We start from the raw sequence: 14,209 nt of genomic DNA, 5'->3' as shown, positions 1-14,209 counted from the left end.
TTATCATTCAATTTTGTTAAATTCGCAGGCATTCTTATAATTTTTGAATCACCAAAGATCAATAAATGGCAGAAGAGAATAACGAACAGATAAACGGAAGTAAAATCATTCCTATTAATATTGAAGAGGAAATGAAAGCAGCTTACATCGATTATTCGATGTCGGTAATCGTTTCCAGAGCCTTGCCTGATGTTCGCGACGGATTGAAACCGGTACACCGCCGGGTTTTGTTCGGTATGCTTGAACTAGGAGTAGGCAGTAGTAAACCCTATAAAAAATCTGCCCGTATTGTAGGGGAGGTTTTAGGTAAATATCACCCACACGGTGATAGTTCCGTTTATGACACTATGGTGCGTATGGCCCAAAATTGGTCATTGCGGTACCCATTTGTTGATGGACAAGGAAACTTTGGTTCAATTGATGGTGATAACCCGGCAGCAATGCGTTATACGGAGGCTCGTTTGCGCCGTATTGCAGAAGAGATGCTGGCAGACATCAATAAGGACACTATTGATTTCCAGCTTAACTTCGATGACTCTCTTGAAGAGCCAACTGTACTTCCTTCAAAAATCCCTAACCTTCTTGTAAATGGTGCTTCAGGTATTGCTGTAGGTATGGCCACCAATATGGCTCCTCATAACTTATCTGAGGTAATAGATGCAACGGTTGCTTATATTGATAATCGCGACATCACTATTGATGAGTTGATGAAGTACGTTAAGGGGCCTGATTTTCCTACCGGAGCAACTATTTACGGATATGAAGGAATTAAAGATGCCTTTACTACCGGTCGCGGCCGGGTGGTAATGCGTGCCAATGCCGAAATCGAAACCTTGGAAAATGGTCGTGAACGCATTATCGTAAATGAGATTCCATACCAGGTTAATAAGGCAGTGATGATTGAACGTACGGCTGAGATGATTAACGAGAAGAGGATTGAAGGAATTTCTGAAATCAGGGACGAGTCGGACCGCGAAGGTATGCGTATTGTTTACGAGGTGAAACGTGATGCTAATGCTAATGTGGTTTTAAATAATCTTTATAAGTACACAGCATTACAAACATCGTTCAGTATCAATAATATAGCCTTAGTAAAAGGGCGCCCGATGTTGTTGAACTTGAAGGATATGATCCACTATTACGTAGAGCATCGCCACGAGGTAGTAATCAGACGTACTAAGTTTGAGCTTTCAGAAGCTGAAAAGCGTGCCCATATTCTTGAAGGATTATTAATTGCACTTGATCATCTTGATGAAGTTATCTCTTTAATTCGAAACTCTCCAACTCCAGATGAGGCTCGCGTAGGTTTAATGGACAAATTTGGATTAAGCGATATTCAGGCTCGTGCAATTTTGGATATGACGCTTCGTCGTTTAACCGGACTTGAACGAGACAAGATTAAAGATGAATATGCTGAATTAATGGCTACCATTGAACGTTTAAAAGCTATTTTGGCTGATGAAGGCTTAAGAATGGGAATCATTAAGGATGAGCTAAACGAAGTAAAAGATAAATTTGGTGATGAACGTAAAACTCAAATTGTTCACGCTGAAGGCGAAATAGACATTGAATCTTTAATTGAAAATGAAGATGTTGTAATTACTATTTCTCATGCCGGTTACATTAAACGTACTAAACTTACCGAATATCGCAAGCAAGGTAGGGGAGGTCGTGGATCAATGGGTGGCAGTACCCGTGAAGAAGACTTTATTGAGCACTTATTTATTGCTCAAACGCATAATTATATGTTGTTCTTCACCGAGAAAGGACGCTGTTTCTGGATGAAAGTTTATGGAATTCCGGAGGGTAGCCGTATATCCAAAGGCCGTGCAATGCAAAATCTAATTCAGATTGAAAGCGACGATAAGGTGAAGGCATTTGTCACGATAAAAACGTTGAAGGATGAGGCTTACCTTGAAAGCAATTATATTATGATGTGTACCAAGAAAGGTACCATTAAGAAAACCACCCTGGAAGCTTACTCGCGTCCTCGTATCAATGGTATCAATGCTATTTCTATTAATGAAGGTGATCAGTTGTTGGAGGCTCGTTTAACCACAGGTAGTTCAGAAATTTTAATGGCCCTTAGATCAGGAAGAGCAATTCGCTTTAACGAAAGCACGGTTCGTCCGATGGGACGTACTGCGGCAGGGGTGCGTGGTGTTACCTTGAGTGGAATTGACGATGAGGTGGTTGGAATGATTGCTGTTGATGATAAAGAAACAGCAGTATTGGTGGTATCAGAAAAAGGATATGGAAAACGTTCTGATATAGATGAGTATCGCGTAACCAATCGTGGTGGTAAGGGTGTTAAAACCATTAACGTAACCGAAAAAACAGGCCAATTAATAGCTATTAAGGATGTTAAGGAAACTGATGATTTGATGATTATCAATAAATCAGGTATTACTATACGTATTGGTGTTGATGAGTTGCGTGTAATGGGAAGAGCAACCCAAGGTGTTCGTTTGATCAAGCTTAATGAAGATGATGAAATTGCTTCAGTAGCTAAAATTGAGGATGCAGGAGAAGATACTGAAGGTGAAGATGTTGTAAATTTAGCTGATTCTTCTGCTAATGAAGATGCAACCGGAGATGAGTCTCAAGCGTCATCTGATAGTGAAGAAAATTAATTAATAAGATAAATAGTATATTCTGAAATGAAAAAAATCTTGTTATCTGGATTGTTTTTAGCAGCCGCTGTTGTTGCTAAAGCACAAAATGCGGAATTAGATAACGCCGAAAAAATGGTGATGCTCGGTCAGCTTGATAAAGCTAAAGAGTCAATTGATAAAGCCGCTGTTCATCCAAAGACTGCAAATCAAGCTAAAACTTTTTATTTAAAAGGTAAAATTTACGGCTCTATTGCTTTAGATACTACAAAAAAGAATTTGGATTATGATCCTGCAAAGGTTGCCTATGAATCTTTGAATAAAGCTAAAGAGCTTGATACCAAAAAGCAGTTGGATGAGACCGAGATGAAAAATGCATACTTCAACATTTATGCTTCTGCTTACAATAAAGGTATTGCGGCCAATAATGCTGAAGATTATCAAACCGCATTGAAAGAATTTAAGTTTGCTTCTGAAGTGAATCCTCAGGATACATCATTATACCTAAACATTGGTATTATGGCTGAGAAACTTAAAGATAACGCAACAGCCAAAGCTTCTTACCAAAAGCTTGCAGATATGAATTTTAACAAGGAGCCATACATTTATCACCAATTGGCTGAGTTATATAAAGCTGATGGTAATAAAGAGGCTGCAGTTGCCGCATTGGAAAAAGGTCGTAAGTTATTTCCTTCAGATAACACTTTGATGATCGATGAGATCAACTTTTATTTAAATGAAGGAAAATCTGATGTTATTATTGAAAAGCTGAATAAGGCTATTGCTACGGATCCTAAGAATAAAACCTTATATTTTACTTTAGGAGTAACTTATGAAAATATCAAAAAGCAAGCTGAAGCCATTGCTGCTTACAAAAAAGCATTAGAAATCGATCCAAACTATTTTGATGCTAACTATAATTTAGGTGCTTTATACTACAATGAAGCTGCTGAAATTATTAAGAAAGCCAATATGCTTCCTTCTAATAAAGTAAAAGAATATGATGCAGAGCGTGCTAAATTCCAGAAAAAAGCATCTGAAGCGCTTCCTTATTTAGAGAAAGCTTATGAAGTCAATCCTAAAGATCGTAACGTAATGATTTCTTTGAAAGAAGTATATGCTCGTACTAACCAAAAAGAAAAGTATGCTCAGATTGATGCAGCTTTAAAAGCGATCGAATAAGCTTCTTGATTTTATCATATAAAAGAGCGGCTCTGCAATAATTGTAGAGCCGCTCTTTTATTTTGCGTATATACCTTAATGATAATCAAGGACATTGTCATTCCTGAGCTAGTGTCATTAAGGATAATAACAATAAACAAAAACAGACTGCACATTGTGTGAACAGTCTGTTTTAAATTTTATAGTTAAGAAATTTTTACAGCAATATTCCGCTCAGTACTAATGATGCTACAGTAAAATAAATTACCAAACCGGTAACATCAACAAGTGTGGCAACAAACGGAGCTGATGAGGTTGCAGGGTCAAATCCAAGTTTTTGCAATAATAATGGCATCATTGAACCGGATAAAGTTCCCCAAAGCACTACACCAATTAACGATGTACCTACTACAATGGCTATGAGTAACCAGTGAGGGCCATACATATTAGGAAAAATGGAATGCCAAATTGCAATGCGTGCGAAACCAACGATACCCAACATGGATCCCAATATTATGCCAGAAATAATTTCCTTACGCATTACTTTCCACCAATCGGCTAGAGAAATTTCACCTAAAGCTAATGATCGGATAATTAATGTCGCTGCTTGAGAACCTGAATTACCTCCGCTTGAAATAATTAATGGAACAAATAAAGCCAGGACAACGGCTTTATCAATTTCATCTTCAAAGTACCCCATAGCAGTGGCAGTGAGCATTTCTCCAATGAATAGGATAATTAACCAGCCAGCTCGTTTTTTTATCATTTCAAAAAGAGGGGTTTCAATGTAGGAGTCTTCCAAGGCCTCCATACCACCAAATTTTTGAATATCTTCGGTATCTTCTTCCTCAACAATATCGAGTACGTCATCAATCGTTACAATTCCAATCAGAACATTATCCGAGTTTACAACCGGCAACGAAACCCTGTCATATTGTTTAAAAACTTCAATGGCTTCCTCTTTGTCGTCATTAGCATGCAGGAAGACAAAGTTGCCATCCATTATTTCGTTTACTTTTTTTTCCAGTGGAGCGAGAAGGATGTCATTGATTCTTATTTCATCAATTAGTTTCCCTGAACCATTGATAACGTATAAAATTCCTAAGGATTCTGTAAGGTGTCCGTAGCGACGTATATGGTCCAAAACCCGTTCAACTGTCCAATATTCCTTTACTGAAATATAGTTTGGAAGCATTAAACGGCCTACCGAATTTTCAGGATAACCTAATAAGGTACTGGCAACGCGGCGCTCTTCCGGACTAAGCAATTCCAATAATTGCTTTACAACAGGGCCTGGTAGTTCTTCAAATAAGGCAGTACGGTCATCGGCCCACATTTCGTTCAAAATGTCAGCTACACGTTCCTGACCTAATCCCTTCATTAAATCCTTCTGGATTTTAATATCAAGGTATTCAAAAGTATCTGAAGCTAATTCACGGGGGAGTACCCTGAAAACGATGGCACGGTCATCAATCGGAATATCTTCAAACAACTCTGCGAGCTCACTCGGGTGCCAGTCTTTGATAATTTTACGTAATGCAAAAAACTTTTTTTGCTCAATCAGTTCTAAGATTTCCTGGATTTGAGTTGTTTCAATCATGATTTCCGATTAATAATGATGCTACATGGGTGTGAATTTTTATTTTTTGCAAAAGTAGATTTTTCTACCGAAGAATCACCATTCAACGGCAAAAAATGAACCGAAAATTAATATGGTATTTAGTAGAAATGTTCAAGGTTTACCACTTGATCATTTTAGGCGTGTTAGGAAAGAAACAAGGAGATATCCTTGTTTCTTTAAGGCAAAGTTTATTAAGCCTGTTGATATTTCTTGAACCAGCTTCTTATTTTAAGCTGTATAACTCCAAAGATCGCTTCACGGAAAATTTTTGTGCTCATTTTTGATGTTCCTGCTGTACGATCGGTGAAAATAATAGGTACTTCAACCAATTTGAAACCATGCTTTACTGCAGTAAATTTCATCTCAATTTGAAACGCATAACCAATAAACTTAATTTTATCCAAGTCTATAGTTTGTAATACGCGTTTTCGATAACATTTAAAACCCGCTGTGTAATCATGTATTTCAACGCCTGTAATAATCCGGCAATAACGGGATGCAAAATAAGACATTAAAACTCTACCCATTGGCCAGTTCACCACATTTACACCTGTAATATATCGTGAACCCACAGCCAAATCGGCACCGTTTACACAAGCTTCCCTTAAACGAATCAAGTCGTCCGGATTATGTGAAAAATCACAATCCATTTCAAAAATGTATTCATAGTTACGAGCCAGTGCCCATTTGAATCCATGAATATAAGCTGTTCCCAAACCAAGTTTTCCACTGCGTTCTTCTAAAAAAAGTTGTCCGGGATATTCTTTTTGAAGTTGCTTAACAATGCTGGCTGTACCATCTGGAGAGCCATCGTCAATAATTAATAGATGAAAAGGATAATCCAAAGAGAAAACTTTTCGAATCATTCGCTCTACATTCTCTTTCTCATTATATGTGGGTATTATGACGATACTATCTGAAAACACTGTTTATTTTATTTGGAATGCGAATATACTTTAACTATTGGTAAAAAATTAACCCAAACGATTATTTTCAATTAAAAAAAAGGAGTTCGTTTTGCGAACTCCTTTTTTTTAATGTCGTATTGCTGGTTTTTATTTTACACCATGCATCATTTTTTTCAATCGTGGTGTTAAGGCAAATAAAAGTACTGATGCAACTCCACAAAGCACAACGAATACCATGAAGAATTCGAACAAGTTATGAATTTCGAATCCTGCAAAAACAGGGTTAGTAGCGCTGATATTAGCTTCTTGTAAGAATTTTAACTGTTCAGCAGTTGGCGTAACAGTTTTATCTAAAATTGCTTGCAAATCAATTCCTGCTGTTTTTGCCTTTGTAAATTGCTCTCCGGTTGCAGGCAATATTGATCCTAAAGTTCCAGCAAGGGCATAACCTGATGCATTCGACAAGAAGAATACACCAAATAAGAGTGATGCAAAGCGTTTAGGAGCTAATTTACCTACTAATGATAAACCAATAGGAGATAAACATAATTCGCCAAATGTTTGAATTAAATATAATAATATCAACCATTTTATAGCTAAAAGGCCTGAATTTCCTAAGTCTTTTACATTATGAGCAATAATGAAATAACTGATTGCAATTAATAATAAACCAATAGCTTGTTTGAATGGAGAGATTGGTTCTTTTCCGTTAGCTCTTAATTTATCCCATAACATACTGAATGGAACAGCAAACATTACAACGAAAATTCCGTTGAAGATCTGCACCATCGAAGGTGGCATTTGCCATCCTAAAAAGTTTCTGTCGGTTTGGTTGTCTGCAATAAAGGTTAATGAAGAACCAGCTTGTTCAAATGCTGCCCAAAAGAAGATAACAAAGAATGAAACTATATAAATTACTAAGATTCTATCTCTTTCAACTTTTGTCAATGATTTATCAGATAGAATTAAGCCTGCCAAAGTCAAACCACTACCATAAATAATTGAGTAGATAACATTCTGACCAAATACTTTATTGAAAACTAATGCTAATCCAATAAAAGAAATCACTGAAACAATTAATGCAGTAGAAGTAAAGTGCGCTGTTTGAGCTTCACCTTCAGCAAAGTCTGCTGCCTGATTGTGCTTAGGCAATCCACCAATTGGACGTCCTTCTGGAGTAATTACGTATTTATCTTTTAATAAATAGAACGTTAAGGTACCAATAACCATGGCAAATGAAGCTGCTAAGAAACCCCATTTAAATGCGAAAATGTCCCTGGTTCCATCCGCATTAACAACGTCGCCAAGCATTGGGCAAATGAATTGACCTAAGAATGCTCCTACATTTATACCCATGTAGAAAATTGTAAAAGCTGTATCCAATTTGCTTTTTTCTTGCGAAGGGTAAAGGCTTCCCACCATTGAAGAAATATTAGGCTTAAAGAAACCGTTACCAAATATGATAACACCTAAAGCAACATATAATAAAATTTTGGCCAGATCCAAGTTAGTGCTAAATGTACTTGCACTGAAGAATAACAATAGCTGACCTATGGCCATTAATGATCCTCCGAGCATAATACAATATCTGTTCCCAAGGAATCTGTCGGAAATAAATCCACCTAGCATAGGTGTTAAATAACACAAGCCTAGGAATCCGCCGTAAATTAGAGATGACTCTTCTTTACTCATCAATAAAGAATTTACGATGAATAATGTTAACAGCGTTCTCATTCCATAGAAGTTGAAGCGCTCCCACATCTCAGTTCCGAACAATACCCAAAGTCCCTTAGGGTGTTTTGAGCTTACTTGAGCTTGCTCTCGTGCAATCGGTTGATTTTGATTCATTTTTATTAAAATGTGCTTATTTAAAAGTAGGTTTATTTATCTATATTAATTGTTTTATTACTTAATGCCTTTTTCCTTCATAATTCCGTTCAACCATTTCAACAATGCAAAACCGATTAACGCTGAAAACATTAATAAAGCAAAGTTTACCCAAAAGAAACTGGTTTTGTGATCGTATGTATCCCAAAGGGTAGCTAATACGCCTGATAATTTATTTCCGATTGACGTTGCTAAAAACCATCCGCCCATCATTAATGAGGTAATACGAGCAGGACTTAGCTTTGACACCAAAGACAGTCCCATCGGACTCAAGAATAATTCACCAATGGTAATTATACCGTAACCAGCTACCAACCATAAAACCGAAACTTTTTCAGTTCCGTTGTGGCCGGCATAAACGGCTCCAACCATTACCAATACAGATAATGCTGAAATAAAAATTCCGAATATGATTTTTGACGCGGTTGAAGGTTCTTTGCCTTTTCCTCTTAGCCAGGTAAAGAAGGCGACCACAACAGGTGTTAACAAAATTACCCATCCCGGATTTATTGATTGACTTAGGTTGGTTGCCCAAAGTTCAGCATTGCTTCCTTCTGAAGGTAAGTGCTCTTTATTAACATTTTTAAAATAAACGGGGTAATTATATTCTTTTTGGACAACACCATTTACTTTTTGCAAACGGAAGGCTTCATCATATTGAGCAACAGAATCTTTTACGTAAGTTACTGTTTGAGAAAATTTTAGCTTGTTGAAAACTTGCTCCGCAGTTGGGTTAGAAACGTGTCGATCAGTATAGCGGTCTGCCCAAGTATTTAAAGCCGAACCATTTTGCTTGAAAACCGCCCAAAAAAGAACTACCACAGCAAAAATTGTAAGCAGTGCTGCTATTGGTCTTTTTTCTGAAGCTGAGGCTTTAAAGTATAAAGAAGAGTAAAAGTAAATTACCGGAATGCAGGCAAAAATAAACGCATCTGTGCTGTTAGAGCCAACTAAAGGATGTCCAAGTAATGATTGTGGAAGAATCCATCCGATAATACCAGCAAAAATGGAAGGAAGAAGGATTAAATAGATAATTTTGCTAAATGGCATATCTCCTTCCTGCACACCTTTCTTAACATCAAAAGCTTTATAGTGACGTAATCCTAACAAGAATACGGTTACGCCTATGAACATACCAACACCGGCAGCCACAAATGCATAACCCCAACCCAGCATAATATATAAAGCGGCACCGAAGAAATTGCAAATAAAGGCTCCAATATTTATTCCCATGTAAAAAATATTATAACCCTCATCTTTTTTCTCTTGAAACTCAGGTGTGGTATAAATATTCCCCAGTAGGGTTGAAATATTTGGCTTAAAGAAACCGTTCCCTAGTATTACTAATGTCATGGAAAGGTAGAGGATAGGTAAACTGTGAATTGCCATTAAGCAATATCCAATACCCATCATAATCCCGCCAATAATGATTGATTTTGCGTAACCCCAATACCTATCGGCAATTAAACCACCTACAAATGGGGTTAAAAAAACCAAGGCAATAAACGTTCCGTATAAATCTGCAGATTCAGCCTCTGTCATGGCGAAACCAGCCTTAACATCTTTAAGATATAAGGTGAATATGCCAATCATTAGATAATAGCCGAAGCGTTCCCACATTTCAGATAAAAATAAAAATGGAAGTCCTTTAGGATGTTTAGCTTGCTTCTGAGCCATCTTGGTTTTCTGGTCTTATTACTTATTTGTTTTTAGATTGGTTTAGAGGGAAAAGATTTTCCCAAAGCCGCTAAAGTAGAAATATTTTTCTGTTAAGAAAATGTTTTAAACGCAAGAAAATCATATCATCTTAACTTTTTTACATTAAATATTGATTTCCAGGTTTTTAAAATGATTTTATTAAAACTGCTATTAAAATAAGTTAAATTTTAATATGCTGATAGTTAGTATTTTGGTTTGTAAAATATAATTATTTGAATAAGAATTTTGCTATAAAAATAGCAAAGCACGTCTGTTGAACGTGCTTTGTTTAATATTATGTGTGGAATTATTCTACAAATTTTTAAGAACAAAGTCGACCATCATTGTTTGTAACTGCATGCGGTATTTTACCCCATGATGCTCATTTGGATAGTAGAAACTTTCAAACTGTTTATTTTTTTTGATAAGTGCTAAAGCCATCTCCGCAGAATTCTGGAAATGCACATTATCATCAAAAGTACCATGAATCAATAAATACTTCCCTTTGAATTTATCAGCATAATTGATAGGGGAGTTATCATCATATCCTGAAGGATTCTCTTGCGGGGTACGTAAAAAACGCTCCGTGTAAATGGTATCATAATATCTCCAAGAGGTTACCGGTGCTCCGGCAATAGCCATTTTAAATACATCAGCCCCGCGCGTAATTGCTAATGAAGCCATGTATCCACCAAAACTCCACCCATAATAACCAATACGGGCTGCATCAACGTATGATTGTGTTCCTAACCATTTGGCAGCATCTATTTGGTCCTGAATCTCATATTTACCTAACTGCATGTAGGTCACTTTCTTGAAATCAGCACCACGGGCTCCTGTTCCTCGGTTATCCATACAAAAAACAATATACCCTTTATCGGCTATGGATTGATACCACAAATCACCACCGTTCCAGCCATCCAGTACCTGCTGACTGCCAGGTCCACCATAAGCATACATGAATATTGGATATTTTTTATTGGGATCAAAATTGGCCGGTTTGATCATCCAAGCATTAAGCTTTAAGCCGTCAGGCATTGGAACTTGAATAAACTCTTTGCCTTGATATGCATAGTTGGAAAGTTGAGTTTTAAGCTTTTGGTTATCCTCAAGTAAACGAACTTCCTTACCATTTTTATCTCTCAATACAAACGAGGCCGGTGTGTTGGCGTTACTGTAAGTGTTAATAAAATAAGAGAAATCGCTGCTAAAGGTGGCATTGTTTGAACCTTCTGCACTTGTTAGTCTTTTTTTGCTGCTTCCATCAAGTTTGATTGAATAAATCTCACGTTTAGTTGGAGAGATTTCTGCCGCTTGGTAATAAATGGTTTTAGTTTTTTCATCTATCCCGTAAAGAGAAGTAACTTCCCATGCACCTTTTGTAATCTGACGAACCAGTTTTCCACTTAAATCATACATATAAATATGACAATAACCATCCTGTTCACTGGTAATTATAAACGATTTATTGTCGCTTAGGAACGTAAGATCGTCATTTACATCGATATAACGTTTGTCAGTTTCAGTTAAAATTAGTTTGGTTGAACCGGTTTGGGCATTGGCTAGTAAATACTCCAATTTATTTTGATGGCGGTTCATTCGGAACACGCATAAAGTATTGGAGTCATTCGTCCATTTTATACGCGGAATGTATTGATCCTTTTCAGGGCCTATATCAACCGTGGTTGTTTTACCGTTAACCAAATCGTAAACGTGGATACTTACAATGGCATTCTTTTCACCTGCCTTAGGGTACTTATATCGGTACTCTTCAGGATATAAATTGTTATAAACCGGGATGCTGATTTCAGGAACTTCAGTTTCATCAAACCTGTAGTAAGCAATCTTTTTCCCATCAGGAGACCAAAAGAAAGCTCTGGCAAATTCAAATTCCTCTTCGTAAACCCAATCAGTTCCTCCATTGATAATTTTATTTTTCACACCATCGGTAGTGATTTTTTTCTCATCTCCGGTTGTTAAATCTTTAATAAAGATGTTATTATCACGAACAAAGGCAACTTTGGAGGCGTCAGGAGCAAAGTCAGCATATTTTTGCTTTCCATTTTCTGAAAGTGCAACCAAGCTGCTTGTTTTTTTGTCGAGGATGAAATTGTTTATTAAACTCGATCGACGGTATACTGGCTCTGTTTCAGTCGCAATTAACACTTTACTCTCGTCATTGCTAAATGAATAATCGTCAAGCTGAATGGTTTTTCCCTGATAATTCAGTTTACTATTTTTTAGAATAGTATCTTTTACCAAGCCTGAAGCATATTCGTATTTCAATACATAGGTATCGTTTTTAGCCCTGTCATTAAAAATGGAAGAATAATGCTTACCATCCTTCATTGAGTTTAAGCCAAAAACACCTGAAGCAGCAAAACTTCGTTTGGTGTAAATTTCATCTAAAGTAATAGGCTTTTTTTGAGCTGAACCGATGAACGGCACCAGCAGTAAAAAAGCGGGAATTAACATTTTTCTCATATTTACCTTATTAATGTATTGGATTGGAGGATTTAATTTTTTCTTTTCTTAACCGGAGTTTGCTGGGGATTTGTCATTTTTTTTGGATCATTAAATAACTCGTCTGTAATTGACGGATCGTTACTCAAATTCAGGTCCGATATGAAAACCCACTTGCCTTTATCATATTTAAACCCATCATATGACAGATCTGGAGCATAAAACTCATAATTTCCTTTTTTACTTGGATCAGTTGGAACTAAATGATCAAAAACAATCCATTTTTTAGAAGCACTGTATTTAACCATCATTGAAGCGGCTTTACTGTACTCAAAAACAAAACGATTATGCAATTTTCCTGTACTGTCTTGTAAAACAGGTGCACCCATGGTAATTTTTCCATCAGCAATGCTCATTGGTTCGATTACACGCATGGAGGTTTGGTTGTCATTACCTTTCCAACCGAGTAATAAGTATGGTTCGTTTGATGAATTAGGAGGAATTATATCATAATATTGAGCACCTACCCAATATTCATTTGAGGTAACAGTGTCATTAATGTTTTTAATCAAGTCGGTATAATCCTTAAGTGGATATAATTCTAATCCTTTTGGATTATTTATCTGAACGGCCCCATAGTATCGGTAAGTTCCATTTTCTTGTGCAAAAGGCCAGCTGAAAATTCTGAACTTGTTTGCCGGATCCTTGACAATGGAAATCGTTGTTTTTAGCGAATCAAAAGGATAATTAAACGAGCCAGGTAATTTTAAGGCTTGCACCAATGTTTTAATAAACATGTAAGTAGCATTCCTTCGTTCAAGTTCGTTTTCACCGTTGATAGATTCAGCGTCAATTTTTTTTAGGGTCTTTTCAAACTTCTTAAACTGCTCATCTGTTTTTGATTGGGCAAATAGCGCTGAAATCCCCAGGCAAAAACATGCAAAAATGGTTATTACTCTTTTCATCGAACATATTATTCAACCTCAAATATAATTATTGATAAATATTATGAATTTGAACTTTTGTTTGTCACAAAAATGATAGTTTCAAATGGTTATAAAATTGATTTAAACCTAATAAAGAAAGCCGACAATTTAGCCGGCTTTCATAGTAAATCATTAAAAAACTGTTGACTATTTCTTTTTAGGCGGAGTTGTTGATTGTATTACACCTTCACTTACCATTTTTGCAACAATCAGGTCGGCAAACTCTGTTGCATTCTTGTCAATATTGGAAGGGTTAAGAGTTTCTGACTGCGCTGACCATACTAATTTTTCGCTATTCACATCATATAAGTTGGTCTCAAGATAATAAGTTTTATCAGTTGTGTAATAGCCTGGGTCATATACTCCTACGCCGCCATAGTATCCCCAAAAACTACCATAATAACCACCTGGTGCATACGTGGTGGTTCCAGGAACATATCGGGTTTCAGAATCTTTATTAACTAAAGCAATTGCGATAATACCATCGCAGCCTGCTTCTCTGAATTTTTGCAAGAGTTTTTCTTTATCTATTTTTTCTTTAGTCATTTCCGGAGAAAGTACACTGGTACTTTTGGTCACTGTAGCTCCTTGTGCAGCCAGTGCAGTTGCCATTTTATCTTCTACAGTTTTTCTATAAGCCAAGTTTTTACTCACAGCTACAATAAACAGGTTTTTGTAAGTTTTGGTTGCATCATTAGCTTTCCATGTGGCTGTAACTTTTGTAGCAGGAGAACAAGCACTTAAAATGATTGAAGAAATAATAAACAATGCTAAGCACCTGGTGCCAACACTTTTTTTAAGAGCGAAATTGTTGATCATAATTGGTATTAATAGAATAATATTATTAGAATACTAAAGTTAATAGAGATTTAA

At 36.5% G+C, this 14,209-nt stretch carries 9 protein-coding genes; 2 read left to right on the top strand and 7 right to left on the bottom strand.

The genetic code is table 11. The annotated features are described in order from the left end of the window. Positions 1-65 precede the first annotated feature (65 nt). Together gyrA and L2B55_RS12420 are read left to right on the top strand one after the other, a co-directional pair. Entirely contained in the window at positions 66-2,633 is a 2,568-nt protein-coding gene (gene gyrA, locus L2B55_RS12425; RefSeq protein WP_237846122.1) for a DNA gyrase subunit A, read from the top strand. Positions 2,634-2,660: 27 nt separating this feature from the next. Then, positions 2,661-3,794 (top strand): tetratricopeptide repeat protein, encoded by a 1,134-nt coding sequence (locus L2B55_RS12420; RefSeq protein ID WP_237846119.1) that lies wholly within the window; start codon positions 2,661-2,663, stop codon positions 3,792-3,794. Between the two features lie 196 nt (positions 3,795-3,990). Here L2B55_RS12420 and mgtE read toward each other — a convergent pair whose 3' ends face one another. From mgtE to L2B55_RS12385, 7 genes are all read right to left on the bottom strand, one after another. Next, positions 3,991-5,373, bottom strand: a complete 1,383-nt coding sequence (gene mgtE / locus L2B55_RS12415) for a magnesium transporter (protein WP_237846117.1) — start codon at positions 5,371-5,373, stop codon at positions 3,991-3,993. A 212-nt stretch (positions 5,374-5,585) separates the two neighbouring features. Continuing rightward, positions 5,586-6,320, bottom strand: coding sequence for a polyprenol monophosphomannose synthase (locus L2B55_RS12410; RefSeq protein WP_255696442.1), 735 nt, complete (start codon positions 6,318-6,320; stop codon positions 5,586-5,588). Between the two features lie 129 nt (positions 6,321-6,449). Continuing rightward, positions 6,450-8,150 (bottom strand): peptide MFS transporter, encoded by a 1,701-nt coding sequence (locus L2B55_RS12405; RefSeq protein WP_237846112.1) that lies wholly within the window; start codon positions 8,148-8,150, stop codon positions 6,450-6,452. Between the two features lie 57 nt (positions 8,151-8,207). Beyond that, complete coding sequence (locus tag L2B55_RS12400) at positions 8,208-9,866, bottom strand: peptide MFS transporter (protein ID WP_237846109.1); 1,659 nt, start codon at positions 9,864-9,866, stop codon at positions 8,208-8,210. A gap of 333 nt (positions 9,867-10,199) precedes the next feature. Then, a complete protein-coding gene (locus tag L2B55_RS12395) occupies positions 10,200-12,371 on the bottom strand; it encodes a S9 family peptidase (RefSeq protein WP_237846106.1) in 2,172 nt (723 codons plus the stop codon). Positions 12,372-12,403: 32 nt separating this feature from the next. Beyond that, a complete protein-coding gene (locus L2B55_RS12390; RefSeq protein ID WP_237846103.1) occupies positions 12,404-13,315 on the bottom strand; it encodes a hypothetical protein in 912 nt (303 codons plus the stop codon). A gap of 168 nt (positions 13,316-13,483) precedes the next feature. Then, positions 13,484-14,155, bottom strand: a complete 672-nt coding sequence (locus L2B55_RS12385; protein WP_237846100.1) for a DUF4136 domain-containing protein — start codon at positions 14,153-14,155, stop codon at positions 13,484-13,486. Between the last annotated feature and the right edge of the window lie 54 nt (positions 14,156-14,209).

Origin of the sequence: Solitalea lacus (genome assembly GCF_022014595.1) — a bacterium.
Classification (GTDB): Bacteria; Bacteroidota; Bacteroidia; order Sphingobacteriales; family Sphingobacteriaceae; genus Solitalea; species Solitalea lacus.
The sequence above is the reverse complement of the archived record's forward strand: the minus strand, read 5'-3'. Positions and strand labels throughout refer to the sequence as shown.

Coding starts and splice junctions, on each gene's coding strand:
- L2B55_RS12405 (WP_237846112.1), bottom strand. CDS start 8,150: ATGAATCAAAATCAACCGATTGCACGAGAGCAAGCTCAAGTAAGCTCA.
- L2B55_RS12385 (WP_237846100.1), bottom strand. CDS start 14,155: ATGATCAACAATTTCGCTCTTAAAAAAAGTGTTGGCACCAGGTGCTTA.
- L2B55_RS12395 (WP_237846106.1), bottom strand. CDS start 12,371: ATGAGAAAAATGTTAATTCCCGCTTTTTTACTGCTGGTGCCGTTCATC.
- gyrA (WP_237846122.1), top strand. CDS start 66: ATGGCAGAAGAGAATAACGAACAGATAAACGGAAGTAAAATCATTCCT.
- L2B55_RS12420 (WP_237846119.1), top strand. CDS start 2,661: ATGAAAAAAATCTTGTTATCTGGATTGTTTTTAGCAGCCGCTGTTGTT.
- L2B55_RS12390 (WP_237846103.1), bottom strand. CDS start 13,315: ATGAAAAGAGTAATAACCATTTTTGCATGTTTTTGCCTGGGGATTTCA.
- L2B55_RS12400 (WP_237846109.1), bottom strand. CDS start 9,866: ATGGCTCAGAAGCAAGCTAAACATCCTAAAGGACTTCCATTTTTATTT.
- mgtE (WP_237846117.1), bottom strand. CDS start 5,373: ATGATTGAAACAACTCAAATCCAGGAAATCTTAGAACTGATTGAGCAA.